This is a genomic window from Paenibacillus tyrphae, assembly GCF_027925525.1.
Taxonomy (GTDB): Bacteria; Bacillota; Bacilli; order Paenibacillales; family NBRC-103111; genus Paenibacillus_G; species Paenibacillus_G tyrfis_B.
Genome location: NZ_BSDJ01000015.1, coordinates 24,819 through 48,942 on the forward strand (window position 1 = coordinate 24,819; position 24,124 = coordinate 48,942).

The 24,124-nt window shown below is 43.8% G+C and carries 21 protein-coding genes; 5 read left to right on the forward strand and 16 right to left on the reverse strand.

The features are described from left to right. Window positions 1–138: 138 nt before the first annotated feature. The 8 genes from QMG93_RS18910 to QMG93_RS18945 form a co-directional block, all read right to left on the reverse strand. Window positions 139–2,193 (reverse strand): serine hydrolase domain-containing protein, encoded by a 2,055-nt coding sequence (locus QMG93_RS18910; protein WP_281939140.1) that lies wholly within the window; start codon window positions 2,191–2,193, stop codon window positions 139–141. 157 nt (window positions 2,194–2,350) lie between these two features. After that, the gene (locus tag QMG93_RS18915) at window positions 2,351–4,405 is read right to left on the reverse strand and encodes a serine hydrolase domain-containing protein (RefSeq protein WP_281939142.1); all 2,055 of its coding nucleotides are present in this window, start codon (window positions 4,403–4,405) and stop codon (window positions 2,351–2,353) included. Between the two features lie 139 nt (window positions 4,406–4,544). Then, window positions 4,545–5,816: an ATP-binding protein gene (locus QMG93_RS18920; protein WP_253411827.1), complete on the reverse strand. Its 1,272-nt coding sequence runs from the start codon at window positions 5,814–5,816 to the stop codon at window positions 4,545–4,547. A gap of 1 nt (window position 5,817) precedes the next feature. After that, window positions 5,818–6,558, reverse strand: a complete 741-nt coding sequence (locus tag QMG93_RS18925; protein WP_281939145.1) for a LytR/AlgR family response regulator transcription factor — start codon at window positions 6,556–6,558, stop codon at window positions 5,818–5,820. A gap of 331 nt (window positions 6,559–6,889) precedes the next feature. Beyond that, window positions 6,890–9,454: an ABC transporter permease gene (locus tag QMG93_RS18930; protein ID WP_281939147.1), complete on the reverse strand. Its 2,565-nt coding sequence runs from the start codon at window positions 9,452–9,454 to the stop codon at window positions 6,890–6,892. Continuing rightward, window positions 9,451–10,134: an ABC transporter ATP-binding protein gene (locus QMG93_RS18935; protein WP_281939149.1), complete on the reverse strand. Its 684-nt coding sequence runs from the start codon at window positions 10,132–10,134 to the stop codon at window positions 9,451–9,453. The genes QMG93_RS18930 and QMG93_RS18935 overlap by 4 nt, the downstream gene beginning before the upstream one ends. Window positions 10,135–10,230: 96 nt before the next feature. Beyond that, on the reverse strand, window positions 10,231–11,232 hold the full coding sequence (locus QMG93_RS18940; RefSeq protein WP_281939333.1) for a sensor histidine kinase: 1,002 nt from the start codon (window positions 11,230–11,232) through the stop codon (window positions 10,231–10,233). 1 nt (window position 11,233) lies between these two features. After that, window positions 11,234–11,917 carry a response regulator transcription factor gene (locus QMG93_RS18945; protein ID WP_281939151.1) on the reverse strand — a complete coding sequence of 228 codons (684 nt, stop codon included), beginning with the start codon at window positions 11,915–11,917 and terminating at the stop codon, window positions 11,234–11,236. Window positions 11,918–12,110: 193 nt separating this feature from the next. Between QMG93_RS18945 and QMG93_RS18950 the strand changes: the two genes are divergently transcribed. Beyond that, window positions 12,111–12,695: a DUF4062 domain-containing protein gene (locus QMG93_RS18950; RefSeq protein ID WP_281939152.1), complete on the forward strand. Its 585-nt coding sequence runs from the start codon at window positions 12,111–12,113 to the stop codon at window positions 12,693–12,695. A 130-nt stretch (window positions 12,696–12,825) separates the two neighbouring features. Here the strand turns inward: QMG93_RS18950 and QMG93_RS18955 are convergent, their stop codons facing one another. Then, window positions 12,826–13,422 (reverse strand): TetR/AcrR family transcriptional regulator, encoded by a 597-nt coding sequence (locus tag QMG93_RS18955; RefSeq protein WP_281939154.1) that lies wholly within the window; start codon window positions 13,420–13,422, stop codon window positions 12,826–12,828. A 235-nt stretch (window positions 13,423–13,657) separates the two neighbouring features. On the opposite strand from QMG93_RS18955, the gene QMG93_RS18960 reads away from it, so the two are divergent. Further along, window positions 13,658–14,062 carry a VOC family protein gene (locus QMG93_RS18960; protein WP_216795505.1) on the forward strand — a complete coding sequence of 135 codons (405 nt, stop codon included), beginning with the start codon at window positions 13,658–13,660 and terminating at the stop codon, window positions 14,060–14,062. 493 nt (window positions 14,063–14,555) lie between these two features. Here the strand turns inward: QMG93_RS18960 and QMG93_RS18965 are convergent, their stop codons facing one another. Together QMG93_RS18965 and QMG93_RS18970 are read right to left on the reverse strand one after the other, a co-directional pair. Continuing rightward, window positions 14,556–15,110, reverse strand: a complete 555-nt coding sequence (locus tag QMG93_RS18965) for a dihydrofolate reductase family protein (RefSeq protein WP_281939156.1) — start codon at window positions 15,108–15,110, stop codon at window positions 14,556–14,558. A 205-nt stretch (window positions 15,111–15,315) separates the two neighbouring features. Beyond that, entirely contained in the window at window positions 15,316–15,987 is a 672-nt protein-coding gene (locus tag QMG93_RS18970) for an SDR family oxidoreductase (protein WP_309299679.1), read from the reverse strand. A 144-nt stretch (window positions 15,988–16,131) separates the two neighbouring features. Here QMG93_RS18970 and QMG93_RS18975 point away from each other — a divergent pair, with 144 nt between their 5' ends. Next, complete coding sequence (locus QMG93_RS18975; protein WP_281939158.1) at window positions 16,132–17,199, forward strand: SDR family oxidoreductase; 1,068 nt, start codon at window positions 16,132–16,134, stop codon at window positions 17,197–17,199. Between the two features lie 48 nt (window positions 17,200–17,247). On the opposite strand, the gene QMG93_RS18980 is transcribed toward QMG93_RS18975, so the two are convergent. Beyond that, on the reverse strand, window positions 17,248–17,625 hold the full coding sequence (locus QMG93_RS18980; protein ID WP_216795498.1) for a winged helix-turn-helix transcriptional regulator: 378 nt from the start codon (window positions 17,623–17,625) through the stop codon (window positions 17,248–17,250). A gap of 651 nt (window positions 17,626–18,276) precedes the next feature. Beyond that, entirely contained in the window at window positions 18,277–18,786 is a 510-nt protein-coding gene (locus tag QMG93_RS18985) for a hypothetical protein (RefSeq protein ID WP_281939162.1), read from the reverse strand. 166 nt (window positions 18,787–18,952) lie between these two features. Between QMG93_RS18985 and QMG93_RS18990 the strand changes: the two genes are divergently transcribed. Further along, complete coding sequence (locus QMG93_RS18990) at window positions 18,953–19,333, forward strand: RidA family protein (protein WP_025846769.1); 381 nt, start codon at window positions 18,953–18,955, stop codon at window positions 19,331–19,333. Between the two features lie 38 nt (window positions 19,334–19,371). Beyond that, complete coding sequence (locus QMG93_RS18995) at window positions 19,372–20,283, forward strand: DMT family transporter (protein ID WP_025846770.1); 912 nt, start codon at window positions 19,372–19,374, stop codon at window positions 20,281–20,283. Between the two features lie 249 nt (window positions 20,284–20,532). Here QMG93_RS18995 and QMG93_RS19000 read toward each other — a convergent pair whose 3' ends face one another. From QMG93_RS19000 to QMG93_RS19010, 3 genes are all read right to left on the reverse strand, one after another. Further along, on the reverse strand, window positions 20,533–21,225 hold the full coding sequence (locus QMG93_RS19000; RefSeq protein WP_164824320.1) for a TetR/AcrR family transcriptional regulator: 693 nt from the start codon (window positions 21,223–21,225) through the stop codon (window positions 20,533–20,535). Window positions 21,226–21,278: 53 nt separating this feature from the next. Continuing rightward, complete coding sequence (locus QMG93_RS19005; RefSeq protein ID WP_281939167.1) at window positions 21,279–22,451, reverse strand: FAD-dependent oxidoreductase; 1,173 nt, start codon at window positions 22,449–22,451, stop codon at window positions 21,279–21,281. 116 nt (window positions 22,452–22,567) lie between these two features. Further along, window positions 22,568–24,109, reverse strand: a complete 1,542-nt coding sequence (locus QMG93_RS19010; protein ID WP_281939169.1) for an MDR family MFS transporter — start codon at window positions 24,107–24,109, stop codon at window positions 22,568–22,570. Between the last annotated feature and the right edge of the window lie 15 nt (window positions 24,110–24,124).

A 24,124-nucleotide genomic window follows, 5' to 3' on the forward strand; every position in this document is an offset into this window, starting at 1 on the left:
TCCTTTCAAGATTGTATGTACCCAAATTCATCATACATGGAAGAAGGTTGCTGTATTAAAAACCGCCCTGAAACGAAAAAAACAATCCCTAAACAACATATTGTCCAAGGATTGTTTGTTTAAAATGTACGGAGAAATCTATTTATTCTTCAATTCAATTTTAAATACATCACCCGCTTTTCCGCCAAAAACGATCATCCCACCTTCAGGCAGTACTACCGAATGATTGTCAGTTGCCTTGGAGAAGTTCACAGACATTCCATTCTTGTCGTAAACGGCAAATCCCCCACTTGCCGGAGTCTTAACGTTCATGACTCGATTGGCTGATTTTTCATCAATTTTATACCATATAGCCTGACCATTGGATGGTATGCTGAAGGATGAATCCTTCCCTTCATTAATGGGTTGAATAGCATCTTCATTGATATAGGAGAATCCATCAATCTTTAAATACTCCGTCTGTCCTTCTTTATAAAAGTTGAGATCAAATACATCTCTTCCCGCCACAATTGGAATTTGGACAACATTTACTGCTTGATTCTCATTAACAATTTTAGTTCCATTTGCGTATCCATGATCCATATCAACGGATATTTTCTTTGATATCATTGGCGTGGCCAGATAATATGCAGAAGTTATCTTTTCATCCACCGCATAATAACTTTTTCCGTTTCTATTTTCCCATACCTTTTTAGTTGTATGGTCGAGTGGATTGGAATCCAGCTTTTGATACAGATAGATTACCATCATGAACTGACCTAATCCTGGGTAATTCGTATAGGCGTTAAGCTTCACATATGTTTTTCCATTTGTTTGTTTGTCAAAGCTTACTGTTGCACTGCCATCTTTGCTTTTGAATTGTCCATCGCCCGTATATACATATTTTTGTGATGGTATTACCCCTCCTAATTGTTCAGGTAAATCAATCTCTCCGTTCTTAATCTCTATATTTATGGTTGAATCCCTTGTACCATATAATCCAGCATAAGAAAGCAATTCAGACGGCATGTTCACCTTCAGGGAAGGTTTAAATGTTTTCTCGGGTAGAATTTCCTTAATATGCCCCTGGTCTTTTAAGTATTCTAATAAAACACTAGATGCAAATGTAAGATTGAATACTGAAGCCCCTCCTGAAGAGAGCACAGCTATAGAAATATTATATTTTGGAATTGTAACCAAAGAACCGTGATATCTTTCGGTGTCCCCACCTTTGAATAATGCCGTTATTCCGTAATCATCAAACGGTGGCAAGCTAACCGTGTCCCAACCAAGACCATAGTTAAAAGTGTTCGTCTTTTCAGAAACCCATACTCCTTTTTTATATTCAGGACTTTGCATAGCTTCGGCTGATTGTTTAGATAGAACGTCCGTTCGATTACCCATTAATATTTCTGCAAACTTAGTTACGTCTTCTGCAGTTGAGTAGAGCCCGCCTGCCCCAATGGCGTTGACATTCTCAATGGGTAAAGCCTGATCCATCGTAGGGAAGTAAGTTTTGGCTAACCTTTCTCTATCAAATTGATCAAGTGGTGTTTTAGTAGAGCTTAAATTCAGAGGCTTGCTCACATATTTCGCAAGGAATTCGGTATAGCTCATACCGCTCACTCGTTCAATCATAATTTCAAGCAAATCAAACCCATCGTTACAATAAACAGAAAATTCACCTGGATTTGCTTTTAAATGTTCCGATTGTAACTTGTTCAATAATTCATCGTGGAGTTTTGTATCATTGTCATCTAATAAAGTACTATTCGGAAAGTGAGAACCGTAAAGCCCTGACGAATGATTCATTAACATACGAGGTGTAATTTTTTTATATCTTTTATCTGCCATTTTGAAGTCTTCGATATACGTTGTAAGTGGCTCATCAATATCAATTTCATAAGCATCAGCTAGTATCATCGCTGCAGCAGATACATGCATTTTACTTATCGAACCTATACCAAACATAGTGTCTTTGGTGATCGGAGCTTTGGAAGCTTTATCTTTTACACCGGCGTTATCTGATAAAACAATGGATCCCTTATCCATAATGGCATACTGCACACCACTTGCACCAGATACGGAAAGGAGCTTCGAAGCTAGCACCTGTGCCCTTTCTTTTACAGTAACCGGTTCCGTCCCAGCAAAAGCAGAGGTGACCGGTATGGTAATAAGCATAGCGGTCATTACTACAGAAACCATTCTCTTCATTATTAATGCCTCCTCGTAATTTTTTTCTAGATTGTACTTACTGAATTTATCATACATGGAAGAAGGTTGCTGTATTAAAAACCGCCCTGAAACGAAAAAAACAATCCCTAAACAACATATTGTTCAAGGATTGTTTGTTTAAAATGTACGGAGAAATCTATTTATTCTTCAATTCAATTTTAAATACATCACCCGCTTTTCCGCCAAAAACGATCATCCCACCTTCAGGCAGTACTACCGAATGATTGTTAGTTACCTTTGAAAGGTTTACAGACATTCCATTCTTGTCGTAAACGGCAAATCCCCCACTTACCGGAGTCTTAACGTTCATGACCCGATTGGCTGATTTTTCATCAATTTTATACCATCTAACCTGACCATTGGATGGTATGCTGAAGGTTGAATCCTTCCCTTCATCAATGGGTTGAATAGCATCTTCATTGATATAGGAGAATCCATCAATCTTTAAATACTCCGTCTGTCCTTCTTTATAAAAGTTGAGATCAAATACATCTCTTCCAATCGTAATTGGAATTTGGACAACATTTACTGCTTGATTCTCATTAACAATTTTAGTCCCATTTGCGTATCCATGATCCATATCAACGGATATTGTCTTTGATAACAATGGCATGGCCAGATAAAATGTAGAAGTTATCTTTTCATCCACCCTATAATAACTTTTTCCATTTCTATTTTCCCATACCTTTTTCGTTGCTGGTTGGAGTGGATTGGAATCCAACTTTTGATAGGCATAGAACACCATCATGGACTGACCTAATCCTAGGTTATTCGTATAGGCGTTAATCTTCACATATGTTTTTCCATTTGTTTGTTTGTCAAAGCTTACTGTTGCACTGCCATCTTTGCTTTTGAATTGTCCATTGCCCGTATACACATAGGTTTGTGCGGGTATCAACCCTCCGTTTTGTGCAGGTAAATCAATCTCTCCGTTCTTAATCTCCAAATTTATGGTTGAATCCCTTGTAACATATAATCCAGCATAAGAAAGCAATTCAGACGGCATGTTCACCTTCAGGGAAGGTTTAAATGTTTTCTCGGGTAGAATTTCCTTAATATGCCCCTGGTCTTTTAAGTATTCTAATAAAACTTTAGTTGCAAATGTAGTAGTGAATACTGAAGACCCTCCTGAAGAAAGCACAGCCATAGAAATATTATGTTTTGGTATTGTAATCAAGGAACCGTGATAAGTAACGAGGTCTCCACCTTTGGATAATGCCGTTATTCCGTAGTCATCAAACTCTGGCAAGCTGACCGTGTCCCAACCAAGACCATAGTTAAAGGCGTTCGTTTTTTCAGAAACCCATATTCCTCTTTTATATTCAGGACTTTGCATGGCTTTGGCTGATTGTTTAGATAGAACGTCCGTGCGATTACCTATTAACATATCTGCAAACTTAGTTAAGTCTTCTGCAGTTGAGTAGAGCCCGCCTGACCCAAGGGTGTTAGAATTCTCAATGGGTAAAGCCTGATCCATCGTAGGGAAGTAAGTTTTGGCTAACCTTTCTCTATCAAATTGATCAAGTGGTGTTTTAGTAGAGCTTAAATTCAGAGGCTTGCTCACATATTTCGCAAGGAATTCTTTATAGCTCATACCGCTCACTCGTTCAATCATGATTTCAAGCAAATCAAACCCATCGTTACAATAAACAGAAAATTCACCTGGATTTGCTTTTAAATGTTCCGATTGTAACTTGTTCAATAATTCATCGTGGACTATTGTATCGTTGTCATCAAATAAAGAACTATTCGGAAGGTGAGTGCCGTAAAGCCCTGACGAATGATTCATTAACATACGAGGTGTAATTTTTTTATATCTTTTATCTGCCATTTTGAAGTCTTCGATATACGTTGTAAGTGGCTCATCAATATCAATTTCATAAGCATCAGCTAGTATCATCGCTGCAGCAGACACATGCATTTTACTTACCGAACCTATACCAAACATAGTGTCTTTGGTGATCGGAGCTTTGGAAGCTTTATCTTTTACACCGGCGTTATCTGATAAAACAATGGATCCCTTATCCATAATGGCATACTGCACACCACTTGCACCAGTGACGGAAAGGAGCTTCGAAGCTAGCACCTGTGCCCTTTCTTTTACAGTACCCGGTTCCGTTCCAGCAAAAGCAGAGGTGACCGGTATGGTAATAAGCATAGCGGTCATTACTACAGAAACCATTTTCTTCATTATTCATTCCTCCTCGTAATTTCTTTCTAGATTGTATGTACCCCAATTCATCATACATGGAAGAAGGCTGCTGTATTTAAATAAGCCCTGAAACGACAAAAACAATCCCTGAACAACATATTGTCCAAGGATTGTTCGTTTAAAATGGTAGGAGGACCATATTATTAAATACTTTATTTTCCGTTTCAATCGTCATATGACCACCGTACTTGTCGCAGATTCTAGCTATATTGGTTAATCCAATACCATGAAATTCCGGGTTTGGTTTGTGGCTGTATAAGTGGGCAACTTCATTCTCCATATGATTCAAGATGTGAATGAGAAGGGTAGACTCGGTAGAATGTATTTTGATAAGAATGTACCTATCTTCTGCGATTTTCAACTTTTTAGAAGCTTCTATTGCGTTATCTAGCATGTTTCCAATGACAACACATAAGTCATAACGGTCAATATGGACTTCTTGTGAACATAAGTTAAGCTTCGTATCTATTCTTATGCCATTGGCTTGTCCAATATTTAGCGTATTTGTGACAAGAGCATCTATAACCAGATTCCCCGTATTCACCCGGTGATAGGCTCCCTCGACTTTATTTAATGTAGTCTTAATATGTTCCATGGCTGCTGCAAGCTCATTTCGCTTAATACACTCTTCAATATACAAAAACTGTTGATTCGTATCGTGAATGATTCTTTTAATGGATTTGAAGCTGTGAACGACTTTTTCATAATTCGCATCCTGATAGTCCATCTGATGTTGCAACTGAGTATTCTCATGCATGAATTGAAATTTATCAACGATATTATCAAAAATATAGACAATCATCACGTTTAAAAAAATTAATCCAATAACGGAAATCAAAGAATAAACATCCTTATGAGTTAGAATACTCAGCTGGTATATACTTACGAGAGGAACAACCAAGAATAATACGTAGTAACGATTATCCAAAGATGAACTTCTGCGTTTTGCAACTAGTCGTATGATCTGAATGATCGCAAACATGATCACATGACTGAGTAAAATAGCTTTCGTGTTGTCTATTTGATCTTGTTCATTTACAGGATCAAAGCTAATGTCAACTGAATCTAGGGTATAAAAAAGATAACAGGATATAAAAATAGCAAAAGTCATTAAAACAGCGTAAAGTATTGAAAAAGTGAACTTGGTTTTAAATTCTACTTTATAAGATTGCGCAAAACTAAATATCATAAGCAAGGGTAGAATCGAAGATGAAAGAGGAGAGACGGGAATAACTAGAGATAGGTAACCGAGCAACATCATGATAATGAAGTAAATGAATCGGTATTTTTTTTTGGTTGATTTACCAAAAACCGAGTTGAAGAAAAAATTAAGTTGAAAGCCCATCACAAGTACAATGATAGTGACAACAAGTAAATTATTTTGAATCATATTATTCGATCTTCCTAATCATATATTTGGTATAAACATCTTTAACCTCTTCAATTTTAGAACGGCCTATGGGTAATTCCAACCCATTGGACATTAGAACAACTCCGCTAGCAAACTTCCTCACATGAAGTAAGTTAATAATGATGGAACGATGGATTTGCAAGAAGTTACAGTCTTTTAAGGCCATAGCATAATCTGAAATGGTGCCTTTGCTATCATAGGTTTGATTCGTGGTCGTAAAATGCAGTTTGCTTTTTATGGTTAAACTTTTAGCAGCTTCAATACTAATGAGGTCATCATATTTGATAACGACTTCTTCATAGGCTGACTTGATGACCAGAAACTTTTTATCAAGTGCTTGAAAGTATTGGTATAGCTTGATGATTTTCTCCTCCAAGATTGAGGGGGCAATGGGTTTTATCAAATACTGGAATGTCATGACGTCAAAACTTTCCACCATATATTGAGGGTAGCTTGTCAGAAAAATAATTTGTTCATCCAGGTTATTTAAACCTCTTATTGTTCGGGCTGTTTGAATCCCGTTCATTCCACCCATTTCAATGTCCAAGATCAATATATGGAATGGATTTTCACGGCGCTCATAATAAGATACCAACTGCTCTCCCGAGCCGAATAATTCGATCTCAAAATCTATATTTGACTTTATCGACAAAGTAATCAGGATAGCTTTAACAAGCTCTCTTTGTCTCTCCTCATCATCGCAAATAGCCACTCTATACAAAAAAGATCTCCCCTCATTTCCATTACTTTTATTGTAGAAAACTCTATATAAGCATGATACAACCTTTTGACTTCATATAGATAACTTTTGGATGAAATGCATATTTGAATCCCTTAAATCACTTCGCTCTAAGCCCTATGGTATATTTTCCTTTCCCTAGAGTCAAAGAAGTTTTATTCGCTACAGTCACTGCCTTCGCTACTTTGGCGGACTCCGGAAGAGCGTTAACTTCAGCAGCAGAAACTCCCCCGGACGTCAATGAAAAAATCCCCACCAACAAATCGGCGGGGCTAAAGAAAACTTTCCTAAGCTATGTGGTCGGCTGTCCAGTCTATAGATTCTCCTGCTTCAAAGCATCAATAATGTTTGCCTTTTTTACTCTTATGCTGGCGTAATACATGGACAAGCTCACGATAACAAATACGGCCGCAATCACATACAGAATACTGGTCCATGGCACCATGAAACCGTACGAGAAACTGTAGCTGATGGCCCGGTAGATCAACACCATAATCACTGCGCTAATCGGAAGCCCATAAGTTAGGGCCTTGATTCCATAAAATATGCTTTCATAGTTCATCATTTTATTAAAGCTTTTCGGCGTCATCCCCACCGATCTCAGCATCGCAAATTCCCGTTTGCGAAGGGCAATGCTCGTCGAAATCGTGTTGAGAATATTCGCCATCGAAAGCGCCGTAATTAAGGCCACAAAACCGTAAACAAATACGGACAATAACAGGATGATTTGTTCAGAGCGCTGTCTTTCTTGAAATAAGTTCCTGACAGCTAGCTCTTCCTTCATTTCTTCGATGTTTTGCTGTGTTTTCAAAGGATCTTTACTGTTCAGGTAAAGTCCGGAATACGCTTTATCCTTGCTTTTTTTCATTAACTGGTCGAAGACCGGCTCGGACACAACAAGATGAACTTCAAAGCTGCTTCGAACAAGTCCCATCGGGAATTGATCCGTTACCGCGGCAAGCTCCACTTTGCTGACCGATTCCTCATGAGAATCCGTGGAGACGAGATCAAGCATTTCCCCTGCCCGGCCATGAATACCTCTCGTTTCGATAATTTTGTCCTTTTTATCTCTATAGGACATGACATCAATCAATATGGCGGTTGGGTGAGCGGGATTCGTTAGCTTGGCGTACTCGATGCCGACCTTTTGAGCATAAGCTTTTAGCTTGTCTTCACTTAAAGCATTTACTTGCAGATTGTATTTATATCGCCCCTGATCGGGATCCCAGGGGGGTTTCTCCCCTTCAGGAACGGACTTCTCTGCAACCCAAGTGAAGACACCGGACCACTGTTGAATCAGGCTGTATTCCGTAACGCCCTCCAACGACACAATCGACTTCACCAAACGCTCATCGAGCGTCGCCACTTCGCCGTTCTTGTATACCCCGATATCAAAGTTATAGCCTTTTTGGGAGACATCAAGCGATTTCTGCAGGTTGGAAGTGAAGAAGGATACGGATAGAAACAGCACGATACTAATGACAAGCGAAAAGACCGTAGCGTGATACCTGCGTTTGTTTCTTTTTAAATTTTTCAATCCGAATTCCGCTTCAATGCCGAATAACCGTTGGACCAGCTTCGAGGTTTTCACCGTTTTCCCCGTCAGCTTAATATCCGTGGTTTGCCGAATCGCGTCGATAGCCGAAATTTTAGATGCTTTTTGGGCTGGAAGATACGTTGAAATGAATATCGTGACGATCGAGATCAGACACGTCATGGCGAGCGATGAAGGCGTAACGACCAACGTCAGCTTTTCCGTAACGCCGATCGCGGCTTCGAGCATCGAGTTAATGAAGTGAAAAGTAATGCCGATTCCAATCAATCCGCAGATGACACCTAAGGGAATGCTAATGACGCCAATCACCGCGCCCTCCAAAAATACCGAATTTCTCTTCTGCCTTCTCGTTGCGCCAACACTCGACAGCATCCCCAGATAACGCGACCGTTCCGAGACGGAAATCGCAAAAGCATTGTAGATTAAGGAAATGGAGCCAATGACAATAACAAGCACCACAATGACGAATAGCGAGTTATAGGTTTTGCCTAATCCACCGCCCATGACGCCATAATAACGCAATAGAGACTCATTCGTTTTAAACGAGCTGATGTTGTTTTTCGTGGACAAGTCACTGGCATGAGCAAATACAGTGCCGTCGACTTTCTTGAGGACCACGCTCGCATCAACGGTTTTGTTGGTGTCCACCATGTTCTCGTCCACATAGGTAAGGGCCGTGTACCCCGGCGCCCACGTCTGCTCCCACGAAGGACGTTTAATAAAGCCTACAACGGTATACGTTTCGGTTGTTGTATGAATTAAGGTTTCCGAGCTTTTCCCGTCGAAGAATCTTAATGGTTCGTTTTGATTAAGGTCCGTATTATCAGGATCGGCAGGATTCGAGCGCTGCCCGACATCAAGGGTTAACCGATCGCCAATCCGGTAGGTGACTTTGGCGTTCGGGGCGATAGCTTCTGAAAGGACGATCTCATTGGCTTGTTGAGGCAGACGCCCTTCACTCAATGCAATAGGGAAGTTGTTAAAGCCTCGGGTATTAAACGCTTTAATGAACAAATAAGGCTTGTTGATATTTTGGCTTCCTTGTAACAGGGCATAGCCGCGTTCCTTGGAAGTGATGAATTGTTGGGTTGCCGCATCCTGTTTGATCGCTTCGAGCTGATCTTTGTTGACGTTTTTGTACAGGACATGCCATTCTCCATAGTCTTGAATCGTTTGCTTTTGCATTAACACCAAGAAAGAGGAACCAAGCGTGATAACCGCCGTCACCATGGCCACGGAAATCATAACTCCGATCACGGTCACCAACGTTTGCTTCTTATTTTTCATTAAATGCCGGAGCGTTAGCTTATGGATAATGTTCATGGCCGAATGACCTCGTCTTTGGCAATCTTCCCATCTTCAATGGCGATAATTCTGTCGGCTTGCAAAGCAATTCGTTCGTCATGGGTGATCATGATCAGCGTCTGATGCAAGCTTTTGTTGAACATTTTCAATAAGTCAATGATTTCACTGCCGTTTTTACTGTCCAAATTACCGGTTGGTTCGTCTGCCAGGATGATCGCAGGCTGATTCATCAACGCTCTGCCGATCGAGACCCGCTGCTGTTGACCCCCGGAAAGCTGGTTGGGCAGATGATTCAAGCGATTTTGTAAATTCAGCGTCTTCACAATATCCTCAAACTGTTTCCGATCCACCTTATGCTGATCGAGCAAAAGCGGGAGCTGGATATTTTCTTCAACCGTTAGAATCGGAATAAGATTGTAGAACTGGTAAATCAAGCCGATTTGTCTCCGTCTAAAAATCGCCAACTGCGTTTCGTCCAGGCTGTACATGTCCGTGCGGTCCACAAATACTTTTCCGCTTGTCGGTCTATCTACACCGCCTAGCATATGCAAAAGCGTCGACTTCCCCGATCCGGACGGACCGATGATGGCGACGAACTCCCCTTTGTCCACCGAGAAGGAAACGTCATCAAGCGCTTTTACCGCCGTGTCGCCTTTTCCATACACTTTAGACAGATGTTCGATCCTCAGAATTTCCATGCTGAACCCTCCATACGTTTGTCGATGGATTTAGTATATCTGCCCGAAGTGACTTTACAGTGACTTGAAAGTGACAGTCTAGTCACTTAGCCCTGGTTAGACGACTTGCTTGTAGAAGCGAATCCGAAATTGGGTTCCCTTATGAAGTTCACTCTGGACCTCGATATCTCCATTCTGTTTCGTTATAATGCTGTGAGCCAGCGAGAGACCGATGCCGCTGCTGCCCTCGCCGGCACTCTTTCCTTTATAAAAACGTTTAAAAATATGAGGGATCTCTTCCTTGGAGATGCCTTTGCCATTATCTTCAACCCTAATCTCCGTAAATAGCGGGTTCTCGGAAAAGGAAATCGCGATGGTTCCGCCTGCCTGTGTATGCTCCACACCGTTTTTTAAAATATTGATTACCGCTTCGGTTGTCCAATTCAGATCGCCTACAAAAGAGACGCTATCATCGCCCGTTACCGAAACCGTCTGTTCTTTGATGTCTATTGGAATGAGCACGGGCTGTAACGCTTGTTCAATAAGCTTGGTCACTCTGACATGATCTTTCTTGAACTGTACGGTGCCTGCGTCGATCTTCGAAAGCTTCAATAACGAAGAAACAAGCCAATCCAGCCGTTCGAGCTGAATGCGAATATTGCGCGTAAATTCCGTTCTTTTCGCTTCAGGCAGCTTGGCGTCGTCCAATAAGTCGGCCATGACCATCATGGAGGTTAGAGGCGCTTTGAGCTGATGGGATATATCCGAAATCGCGTCGGTAAGATGGATCTTGTCTTTGTGCAAAAGGGCGCTCTGCTCCGACAGCATGACGGTTACTTTATAAATCGTATTTTTCAGAATGCTGAATTCCCCTTCCCGATTATCCCGGACGTCAAGGGAATAGTCGCCGCCGCTAATTTGCCGCAAATAGCCGGACAATTTCTCAATCTCTTGATATCTCAACCTCGTAAACAGGTGGCTGCACCCAACCAGTAAAATGGACGTCATTAGAACGAGAACCACGGCAGCGAGCGAAAAAAAAGCCGCGGCGGCAAGCATAACCAGACTTATCGTGCACATCAACAAGAGTACGAGGCGGATCTCGCGATTACGCAGCATGCTACTCACCGACCTTATATCCTAAACCGCGTACGGTTTTAATGAACGTTGGATCTTTCGGATCATCCTCTAGCTTTTCCCTCAGCCTTTTGATGTAAACGGTTAGCGTATTGTCGTTGACGAAATCCCCGGCCACATCCCAAATTTGTTCTAGGAGCTGATTTCTGGAGAGGATCTGCCCAATATGGTTCGCGAAAATCAGCAATAAGCGGTACTCCAAAGCCGTCACCGGAATTTCATCGCCATGCTTATATACCTTGCCTTCAAGCGTATTGATCCGGATACCATCTACTTCGATGATGGCTTTGGCCTGCGGCTGCTTCTGATATCTTCGCAGAACCGATTTTATCCGTGACAGCAGCTCGCGAATTCGAAAAGGCTTCGTAATATAATCGTCTGCTCCCATATCAAGCCCCATCACGACATTGACTTCATCATCAACGGCTGTCAGGAAAATCACGGGAACATCGCTTCGCTCCTTCACCATTTTACACAATTCATACCCGCTTCCGTCCGGCAGCGATAAATCGAACAGACATAAAACGAACTGATCCAACTGCTCGGCTATCACCTTTTTCGCAGATGCAACGTCATGGCACAGAACCGTGGAAAACTGGTCTTGCTGTAGAGAATATTCCAGTCCGGACGCGATAGTTTTATCATCTTCCACAAGCAAAATGTTCATTGGATCATCATCCTAATTTGAATTTTTAAGAAAAAGGACTATTAACTCATGATTGTATCATACAAAAAAGGGGATGATTAGCAAAGAAGCGGCCCCGGCTGCAATATCCGAAGCATTGGATCATCGGCAAATATTGACATATGAACGGAGCCAACGGTATGATTTATATTAATTTCATTCCATAAGGTGGCCTATGAGAAAAAAATTACAAATCTACATATCGTCTACTTTTGTCGATCTGGTTGCAGAACGTCAAACCGCTGTAGAAGCTATTCTTAAAGCTGGTCACATTCCTGCTGGAATTGGAATCGACCCATTCTTTTTGGAACGCCCCATGGACACAATTAAGAGATGGATCGATGAATCCGATGTATTTATCCTCATTCTCGGGGGACTCTATGGAAACATGCTTCCCGATGAATCGAAGAGTTATCCTCATTGGGAATATGATTATGCCGGAGAACTAGGTAAGCCAAGATTCGCTCTTGTTTTAACCGATGAAGCATTAAGACGACAGCCATACGACTTTGTCGGCGTGTCAAGCTATCAGAAGTTCCAAGAGTTTAAGGAATCCGTAATGGAAGACGTGGCCATATTTCATATTGCGGAAGAATGGCACGTTAGGTGGGTTCTTCATGAAAAATTGAAGGAGTATAATGGAAGAGACGATTTGAGTGGCTGGGTTTCCGGAAAGGATATACCCGATGTACAAAAGTTGTTGGAAGAGAATGCAAGATTAAAGGCTGAGTTGGAGCAATATAAAAGAGCAGATAAATGATGTGAACCTACCTTCAAAAAGAGTAAAAAGAGGGTGTCCCTTAAGCCGTGAAAATGGCTGAGGGACACCTTTTTTACTTGTCCCTTACCTTTAGATAACGGTCCGGCCAAGCAAGGGTAGGCGTCTCGTACTAAAGTGAAGCGAGTACACGTTTGATGATCTCCTTAACGAACTGGTCGTCGATCGGTTCGCGCGAGAACCAGCGGCGGTAGAAGAGCGGCCCCAGCAGGGCCGCGACGATCGTTGACACGTCGGCGTGTGCCGACAGTTCGCCCCTGCCTACCGCGCGCTGCAGGACCTCTCGCAGGGGTGCGGCGTGTCCGCGCTGAATCCGACTGTGGATTTCCGCGAACTCCGGATTGCGCTCGGCGGTGTCGACGATTGACGGCAGGACGAAGGACCAATTCGCCGTCGGTAGCAGGTGCGCGATTTCCATCAGGATAGCCGTGACGTCACCTTCGAGTGAGCCGGTGTCTGGCGTTTCCTGCTCGGCAATCATCCGTGAACAGGCGTCGATCACCAGTGCTTCCCGCGTCGGCCAGTGGCGGTAGATGGTCGTCTTCGCGACCCCGGAACGACGCGCTACCTCATCGACGGTGAAGCTAGTCACACCGCCTTCGCTGAGCAGTTCAAATGCAGTGGTCAGGACGGTATGTCGTGAACGCTCGACGCGACTATTCACCTTGTCCGACGGCACACGTTCAGATTTATTAGACGTAGTCACCATCTTCCCTCCAACATAAAAGTACTTAAACTGGGGTTCGTTGCCTTAAAATAAATGTCCTTCACATTATACCATGGAGGCATCCTTGGCGCTGGGTCCACGACCGCGCCTGGTGAGGCAACGAATCAACTTCGAGCACCATTTTTGTTTTTCATACGGTCACCTTGTATTTTTCAGGTGATTATGATACGATACGGTATCGTAGCGTTTAATTCCATTATTGAAAGGATGATGTCTCGTGAATTTCGCTTCTGTACGCATCATTACCGACGACTTGGATCGACTCGTCGAGTTCTATGAGAAAGTCACAGGTGTTTCGGCGAAGCGCCCCGCGCCTGTCTTCGCTGAGTTCGTTCTGCCATCGTGTACCCTGGCGATCGGCCACTCCCAGACGGTGCAACTGTTCGGCGCTGGTACCGCGCGCGCGGCCGACAACCACACCGTCATCATCGAGTTTCGCGTCCACGACGTTGATGCCGAATACACGCGCTTGAAGCCGCTTGTCGACGAGTGGGTACAGGAACCGACCACGATGCCATGGGGGAACCGCTCTGCACTGCTGCGCGACCCCGACGGCAACCTCGTCAACCTCTTCGCACCGGTTACCGAGGAAGCGCTCGAGCGGTTCAGCGGCAGGAATTGACGGACAGCGTTCCTTGCCGATACTTAGTTCGCCGCGCTGTCTGTAACGGCAAGGATTGACCAAAAGGCCATCCCGCAAAGGATGGCCTTTTCTTGAAGAATGATTTGGTTCAATCGTGCCTGATATCTTCTCTATTCACGACAAATCATCAGCTTGTTTCCGTCTGGATCAATGTTTCACTTCTCGACCTCTCCAATACAGCAACCTGTGCTTATCCATTTTGGGCTATGCAAAACGGATACGGTGCCCTAGGCTGCTTGGCTTTAATCGATCGGACTGCTTAGCTAGGTATTCCTTCGGCAGATTCAGTGTTATTTCAGAAATATCTATAATAAAGAATTCTCTTACCTCACCCTATTATCATGCAAAAGTTTTAAATTTTCCATTTTCTACTTGAAACTATCGTAACGTAATGATTTACGCTATGGATACCGGTAGACTTGCCGCTGTTAATATGAAACTAACGATTTTATCATTGGAATGTGCATTATTATTAGTTCCCATCAAAATGATAAATTAGTTGTACAACGCCTGAGGAGAACGTTCTTGTATTGACCATTTTTAAATTCAACCTCTGTTTTATATCCACAAACAGCGGTTTCCCTTCTCCCAAAACAACAGGGTGAACAGATAATCTAAATTCATCAACAAGTCCTAAATTGATAAAAGTTGTAATAAGACTTGCTCCACCATATAGCCAGATGTCTTTGCCAGGCTTATTCTTTAATTTATTTACTTCTTCAAGAATACTATCATTTATGAATATTGCTTTATTGTCAGTCCCCTTTTGCGTCCTGGAAAACACATATTTCTCTTTACTATGAACCAATTCCCAAAATTCTTTTTCAAAATCCGTAGGTTCGATTTCCGGAGTAAATTGTCCCCATAAATCATAGCTTTTTCTTCCATAAAAAATGGCATCAATTTGATTTAAAAAATTATTAAACCCCAGCTCAGAGTCCATAATGCACCAATCAACTTCACCATTTTTCCCTTCAATAAAACCATCTAAAGTAACCGCTAAATCTAAAATAATTCTTCGTTTCATGATTTATTACTCCTTTCGTTAATCTACCACCCATTATAGACCTCAAATACGTCACCTTATGTCATATTAATAAAATTGGCTGCGACATCCCGTTCAACGATGTGTGGTATTATTCAACCATCAGGAACTTTACCATAAGTAACGGCAAGTTTTACGATGATTAAACATAAAAACAGCCCCTCCCGAGAAGGGCTGTTGATTGAACTTATAAGTGTGATCCACCCGTAGCATCGACCATCTGTCCGGTAATCCAACGGCCGTCCGATGACGAGAGGAAAGCCACGATGTCCGCAATATCCGAAGCTTCGCCAATCCTGCCAAGGGCAGACATTTCGGCTGCATGCTGTTGGCCTTCCGGCGTATGCAGCCATTCCGCATTCACGTCCGTATCGACGATGCCAGGGAGTACGGCATTAACTGTAATATCGCGGGGTCCTAATAGTTTCGCAAGATGCAGGGTAAACGTATTTATGGCACCTTTCGTCAAGTTGTACGCCATGATATGGGGATACGCAATTCGTGTAACGCCTGAAGAGATGTTGATAACTCGTCCTCCGTCACGTAGAAGCTGCAAAGTTTGCTGGACGAGAAAAAACGGTGCTTTTACATTCACTGCAAATATCGCGTCGAATTCTTCCTCCGTAGTTTCCTCTAATGTTTTGGATGTTCCTATACTGGCATTATTAACGAGAATATCGATCCGGTTCTGGCCAGTTAGGCGAAAGAGCGTTTCCTTCATAGATTGAACCAAATCCGTTACCCCGGCAACGGTTTCGAGATTTGCTCCTATAGCCAAAGCTTGTCCTCCATGCTCTCCAATGGCCCGGACAACTTCTTCTGCAGCAACACGGCGGTTGCCATAGTGAACGATAACCAGAGAGCCCTCTTACTTCTTTTCGTCTGAATATATCTCGATTACTTTAAAGTGCTTATGTCACTTTAAAGTGCGTACTTCCTATGTATGGTTAGTTGATGCAAAATAATGTTGTACAAAGAATAGTACAGAAGGAGCTGAAACACTATGAATATTGAATCTACAACAACACGCAAAGTCGCCTTGGTAGTAGGTGCAAATGGTGTTATAGGTCGCAACCTCATCGATCACCTCATCACTCTCCCTGATTGGGACGTGATCGGCGTATCGCGTCGCGGTGGAGAATCTAACCATGTTCGATATGTGGCTGCGGACCTACTCAATATAGACGAGCTTCGCGAGAAGTTAAGCGATTTAACTGAGGTAACACACATTTTTTATGCTGCTTACCAAGACCGTCCAACTTGGGCTGAACTTGTTCCACCGAATCTCGCCATGTTAATGAACATCATAGAAGTGATCGAACCAATCGCGTCGGGCTTGAAACATGTCAGTCTGATGCAGGGATACAAGGTATACGGCGCACATCTCGGCCCGTTCAAAACTCCTGCTCGTGAGACAGACGCCAACCACATGCCTCCTGAGTTCAATATTGATCAGCAAGATTTCTTAGAACAACGGCAAAAAGGTAAGGCTTGGACTTGGTCGGCACTCCGTCCTTCTGTAGTCTGCGGCTTCTCGCTTGGAAATCCGATGAACCTCGCAATGGTCATAGCGATTTACGCTTCAATTTCGAAGGAACTTGGAATCCCTTTGCGGTTTCCAGGTAAGCCGGGAGCTTACAACAGCCTGTTGGAGATGACAGACGCGGGGCTTCTCGCAAAGGCAACAGTATGGGCGGCGACTGACGAGCACTGTGCGAATCAGGCATTCAATATTACGAACGGCGATCTGTTTCGTTGGAATGAGTTATGGCCGAAGATCGCTCGATACTTTGGCATGGAAACAGCGCCTCCGTTGCAGATGTCTCTGGACGTTGTCATGGCAGACAAGGAGCAGCTTTGGAACAAAATGGTTGAGAGGCATGGGCTTGCTCGGAATTCCTATAAAGATGTATCCTCTTGGCAATTCGGCGATTTCGTGTTTGCATGGGATTACGATTTTTTTGCCGACGGAACTAAGGCTCGTCGTTTAGGCTTTCACGAATTCGTCGATACCGAAGCAATGTTTATGAACATCTTCGACGATTTCCGCAAGCGTAAAGTCATCCCGTAAACTACCGTATAAAATAAGAAAGCCGACCTTGTATATTGGGTCGGTTTCTTAACTGTTATTTACGTCTGTAAGCATTGGATTAAGAACGGTAGCCTTTCCCTCGTACTTTCTCTCTATATGCGAATCCCCCCAACGGCACATCAGATGTAGGAGTTCCTTTAGACTCCAGCCGTAGTCTGTCAACTCATACTCAACTCTCGGTGGTACCTGATTATAGGAAATACGTAAGATGACGCCCTCTTCTTCAAGCTCCCGAAGGTGCTGCGTTAACATCTTTTGAGTAATTGCGGGAATCAAGCTCTTAAATTCATTATTACGTTTCTTACCAAATGTCAGATGAAAGAGAATAACGGGTTTCCATTTCCCACCAATCACCTCTAAAGTTGCCTCTACTGCAGTGTTGTAAATTTTTTCAGTTTTTTGCACACAACTTGCCCCTTTTCGAATATTTCGACACAGGTCATTGGTAACTCCAGATGAATCGAAGCAATTAAATGGCCCCTATTAAACATTATAACCAAAACCAAAATAGACGCTATCCTGCCCGTTCGTATAGCTTAACGACGATAGCTGTTTTTTTTAACAACTTTATTATCAGTCAACACAAGGAGCAGATGCCTTCGGCAAAAAAATAGTCCCGGTGACTTTTGGATAGTCACCAGGACTTTCAAATGTGGTCTCAAAAATTTTATTCTTATGAATCTACAGTTCCTGACTCTAATGTCAACGAACACCAGACAAACTATTTTTCAGTGACATTAAAGTTGGTCTAAAAAATACAGTAATAGCAAGGATTTTTGGGTTTTTGACCTCATTTGTAAGCTGCATTATAATTGGTGTCCCAGAGAAGTGCATGCAACACACAATAACATTAAAGTTTGTACCTTGTATTTTACATTAAAGTTACTTTCAAAACTCACTTATTATTTATCCATGTGCCAAATGTCAATTGAAAAAGAAAACCGCCCGAAAGCCCTTCTTCGGATTCCCCTATAGATGCGCTACTATGCTATTTTTAAACACCGGTTGTTCGACTAAATAGAATTGGTAGATTGAATACTTCAAGTGCAACTAACTCTAGGTTAGATATTGTTGAAGGACAACTTGAAAATATGTTGGATAATCAGCCAACAGTTTTGTTACAGTCTCTTCATTGTTCTTCAGCTGTCTTATCGTAACGCGTTTACTACTTCGTCCTACACCCAGCAACTCAGTTAACTGTTGTGCAATTACCCTATCTGAAAATCCAAGTTCATAAATTGTTATAGCTTTTCGAAACGGCAGACCATATTTAAGCTTTTTTTGGTAGTCCTCAATAAGTTCAGATATATCATTAATCTCCTCATCACTAACCATGGGTAGTACTTCTATAATCGTAGCTAAAATCAGTGCACCTTCATAAGATAATGAGTTGTCGCAAATCTCAATAAGATTCTTGTCCATGCCGAGTGGGATATCGATGTCCCTCTTGAATTGGCTCAGAATTTCTTCACTTCCCTGACAGGAGCTGCCTATCGCCGCTGGGTTGAAATCGGTGAAGGGACGCATATGGTCCTTCTGGAGAAAAACAGACTTCAGGCTTTTCAAGCCATCCGCGGATTCCTGGATGAAGCGTACGCACCGGCGAAATAAAGCTTCCGCTGTACGAGCGGACTTTAGGATTATATCGCTTGCCTAATTAGAGGCCCGCGGCATTGTTGCCTCGGGCCTTTTTTTTCACCAATTTATAAAAGACGGAGAGAAATTTAATACGATGAGCCATACCGCTATTACAACAACAAAAGCACCCGCAGCTATCGGCCCTTATTCGCAAGCCATCACTTTAGGAAATGCCGTCTATACGTCAGGCATGCTTCCGATTGATGCCGAAGGAAATCTGAAAGAAGGCATCGTTGACCAAACCCATCAAATATTAAAGAACCTGCAAGCCGTTTTAGCTGAAGCTGGATTATCTTTAGTAGACGTTGTGAAAACATCCGTTTTCATGACGGATTTAGAGCAATTTCAGCAGATGAACGAAGTGTACAGCCAATATTTCAGCAATCATCACCCTGCTAGAACAACCGTAGAAGTGTCTAGACTTCCAAGAGACGCCAAGATTGAAATAGAGCTTATCGCAATCAAACACATTTAAATCCGCTCCATTATCTCTGTGAAAGAAGGCGCATCTGCTTGCGAACTTATTTGCCTCTCTTGTTTTGCGCAACCCTTTACGGGAGCAATTTCGTCTTAAGTTCGCTGCTGCTGCAAGCATTTCCCGCCTTGCATCTGTCGGCATACCGGCTTATGGTTTCATCGGCGTTCCTGCTTATTTATTTGGTTGCAACCCGTGGCATGACGAAGATTACGTTCCGCGACTCCGTTTATTTGGTACCCTTCGTTCTGATTGGGATGCTGCTTCACCAAGTTTCTTTCTTTACGGGACTCCGGACAACGGATGCAACGACGGCTTCGCTCATCTTATCGTTAGCTCCAATTTTTACGGCGCTGTTTGCCCGCTTATTTTTGAAAGAGCCGTTAACGAAACGCATGGCTGCAGGCTCGATTGTCGCCCTCGCCGGTGTCTTCTTCGTGGTTGGACCCGGTGGAAGCATGGGCACAGCCATTACCGAAGGCGTCTGGATCATGTTTATCTGTATGCTGGCATTGTCGGGATCTATGATCCTCATGAAAAAGCTGACGGAACGTATGGATGCATTTGTCGCAACGGTGTATACCACCGTGCTGGGCTGCATTTCGGTATACCCGGTGGCGGTCTGGAGCGAGCCTCACGTACAGGTGGAGCCTCATTTCTGGTGGTGGGTTCTCTTGCTTGGATCGGCTCTGCTCATTCAGGGCTTATGCGCAGTTATCTGGAATGCGCAGATCCGCAAGGTAGGGGCGGCCAAAGCCTCCCTGTTTCTGAATTTACAACCGTTTGTCGCCATGATTTTAGGTTATATCACGCTTGGCACCCCGATTTCCTTAACGCAAGCGGCAGGTTCTGTTCTAATCATTTGCGGCGTAGTTCTAGCCACTGTGCAGGGACAGAGAACAAGGAAAACACAAGACGATAAACTAAAATTCTCCCCTGTGGAGAGATAATGGCCTACGCGGCAATCGAGGCTAAAGAAGAAGATTGAGGATTTACGACAAACCAAAGGGAGCGCTTTTTATCATGGCTCCTTTGAAACGTACACCTAGGGTCTGGAGTGGTTTCGGCCCACCGCGCTGTCTGTAACGGCAAGTTTTAAGGGCCATCCTTCGTTGGGATGGCCCTTTCTTTGTTCTCGCTTTGTTCAAAAATTCGCTCTTGAAGGGAAACCAGTAAGCCGTTACCGTCCAACAACTGATCTAGCTCCGCTGCAAACCGTTAGCTTGCACAATACCGTTCAAGATCACTTCAATCCCCCAATAGAACCGTTCCTTCGAAACGGTGTCTCCGGAAAACAACTCCTCTTTCAGACTGTGAATGAGCGGGAAACGAACCGGATCTGAAGCTTGGTAAGAACGTTGGATGGCATTCATCTGTTCCTCTCCATGCCTGGACCTAGCGGCCTTCTCGAAAGCGACTGAGGAAACATACAGCAATAATAGATCCATTCCCCAAGCAGCGGAAGTGGACGTAATACCACCCTTGTGCAGGACCGTAAGTAGGTATTCATTCAACCGGAATGCATGGGTCCCTACCGGAATTGCCTGAAGTGACAGCTCCGCAAGTCCAGGCTGCTCGATTAGCAACATCACATACGCATCCAAAGCCCGGAATAGCTGTTCCTTCCAATTCCCTTCCGTTAGCTCTGGCAGCACGAGCTCCCCAAGTCCATAATCCAGCACATAGGAGCTCAACTCCTGCAAGTTCTTTACGTAAACATAGAGCGAGGAGGGTCCGGTGTCCAGTGCTTTGGCCACCTTCCGCATGCTCATGCCTGAGGTGCCTTCTTCTTTCAGCAACTCATAGGCGGTCTTTACAATCAACTCATGACTGAGCGGTTCTTTGGCCGGACGAGCCCGGCGACTTACAATTTTACGTTTAGGTTTCATCATACTTTTCTTATATCATACCGGAAGCGAATAGTAAATTCGCCCTTCGGGCACGACTACGCTTCGTTATGCTGCTCATGGTACGAATTCATAAGCTCGTTAAGCTTCCGGGCAGCATCATCCGAGAAGCACAGGACGAGATTATCGTTTGACTCACGAGCCATCTCCGAAGAATAGGCGTACATCTTCTCCTCATAATCCTCGATCGCTTTTGCTTGATCTTCATTCCGAACGATTGCAAGTGCAAGCTCCATTGCGTCCTGCATCGCCATATTAACGCCTTCGCCAGCGAACGGAGACATGACGTGGGCCGCGTCACCGATCAGCGTAACACCGGAGTTCCTTTTCCACTTGAATCCAACCGGTAACATGTAAATCCGTCTTGGAAGAACAGCATCAGCCGCGTAGCGGATATAATTTTTGAGCGACTCATCCCAATCTTGGAAGATCTCCAGTAGTTTTGCTTTCGCTTCCTGAGGATTTTCAGACCTAATACCGCTTGTTTCGAGCCACTTCCGATCCACCCACAGGCTCGCATAGACCTTAATGCGCCCATCACCATTCAACTGCCCCAAAATGCCTTTGTGATCGTCCAATGCAAACACTTTGCCACGACGGTTGAATGCAGCCAAATCAGGATAGCGTTTAGCAGCGTCCTCAACATTAAGCTCTAACATGGTTAGTCCCGAATAACTGACATCCGTATCCGAAAGCAGCCGACGAATACGGGAGAAGGCACCGTCCGCTCCAACTACAAGATGCGCGGTATCGACGAACCCGTTCTCGAAATGAAGCTCTGTCATGCCATTGGATAGTGAAACGGCCTTGTCTAGCTTATACCCATAGCGGATGATCGCTGGGTCCAACTTGCTTAAGAGTAAATCGCAAAGTACGCCACGGTCGATCTCTGGCCGCCCTCCTGGAGCATTCTCATCAGCTACTTCATCCATAAAACATTTTCCAGTCTTATCGAATAGGCGAAAGTCCTCCCCTTCATAACGAGCTACTTTTTGAAAAGCCTCATAAAGTCCGGCTTCCTTCAGCGCCTGTTGACCGGATTCCTCATGAATGTCAAGGGAACCTCCGCGTTCATGACTCTTGTCTTCCAGCTCCCGCTCATAAATGACGGACGGAATGCCATGATGTTGAAGAATGAGCGCAAGCGTTAGTCCGCCGGGGCCTCCTCCGATAATAGCGATACGTTTTTGATCTTTAGTAGTTGTTGTCATTGTAAGCATCTCCTCAGCATATTTGTCGTTTATCAAAGTGAAATATCTTTATTGCGAACTCCGTTCTTTTCGTCCAAGGCCGCAGAATACAAATTCTCTCTGCTGATAAGCTAACGCTATTTCGATTGAGGTGAGGCAGTCTTATTTTCTATACGTTTTGCAAAAAATAAACTGAGTACTAATGCCGCAATCGCAAACCCCAGAGTGATCCAGAACGTGGAACCGAAAGCATACCCCAACTGATTGAGAGTATGTTGGGAAGGTAGTTCTCTAATCTTTTCAGCTAGAAAAGCCATCGTAATCGTCACTCCGAAGGATGACATGATTTGCTGGGCTGAAGTTGTTATCGGTGTCACGCGACTGACTAATTCCTTCGGAGCCGATTTGAGCACATGAGTATTGATCTGCATCATCGTCAATCCTTGGCCTAGTCCTGCAAAGGCAAAGCTACACATAATGTACAACGGACTGGTATTAGCAGTAACTTGTGTCAATGCGAGCAATGAGCAAGATAGAGACAGAATGCCCATAATGGCAACCGGCCGAACTCCGTAACGGTCAAACAATTTGCCACCGAGGTTGATTCCCACCGTTGACAAGATTGCCTGTGGAATGACATACAGTCCAGCCTCAAGCGGCGAAAGGCCCTTAACCTGCTGCAAATAAAGAGGGAACAACAGAATGCTGCCGAACAACGCAATCTGATTTAGCCACGCGACGAGAATTCCATGTACGAATGCCGGAGAGCGGAACACCCTAAGCTCCAGCAGAGGATATTTCTGCTGCAATTCATGCCAGATAAAAATTGTAAGCATGACGATACCGAATATGAGTGAACCAAGCGTCCATGCATTCGACCAGCCCTTCTCACCAGCTTGGTGAACCGCGAAGACCAGTGAGGCGAAGGAAATCGGAGCTAAGATTGCGCCGACTACATCGAGCTTGCTGTTGTGCTTCGGCTTCGCTGTAGGGAGGTATCTCCATGCCATTAGTAACGCGATAAACCCAACCGGCACATTGATGAAAAAGATCCAGTGCCAATTTATAAACTCAATAAGCCAACCAGACAGAACAGGACCGAGAATCGGTGCGAGTAGCATCGGAATCCCGAGAATCCCCATGACTGAACCACGTTTGTCGGGAGGCGAAACGGTGAACACCGTTGCAATCCCAATCGGGGCAACCATGCCCCCTCCGAGTCCTTGAAGGATACGGAAGATGATCAGTTGCTCAGGCGTTTGCGCCAGGGCGCACAAGACAGAAGCAAGCACAAATAGCACGATGCTCGTCATAAACATCCGTTTTGACGAGAAACGGTCCGAGAACCAACCTGCGAGCGGAATAATAGCTGATAATGACAAAGTATAGGCCGTAATGACCCATTGAATGGTGCTGAGATTGGTATCAAAGGCGCTTACCAATTTCGGTACTGCCACGTTCATAATCGTACTGTCCAAGATTACGAGGAACATTCCCGAAGTCACTGCAAGCAGCACCGGTAATATTTTTTTCAATGAAAATTCTGACTGCATACTTGCTGTTTTATTTGCTGGCCCCATATCTATTATTCTCACTTCTTTCTGTATAAATTTCAGAGCATGCTTATTGAGCTCTAATAAGCACATTTCAGTTATACCATTACGAACACCGTTCGTCAAGAACGGTGTTCGTAA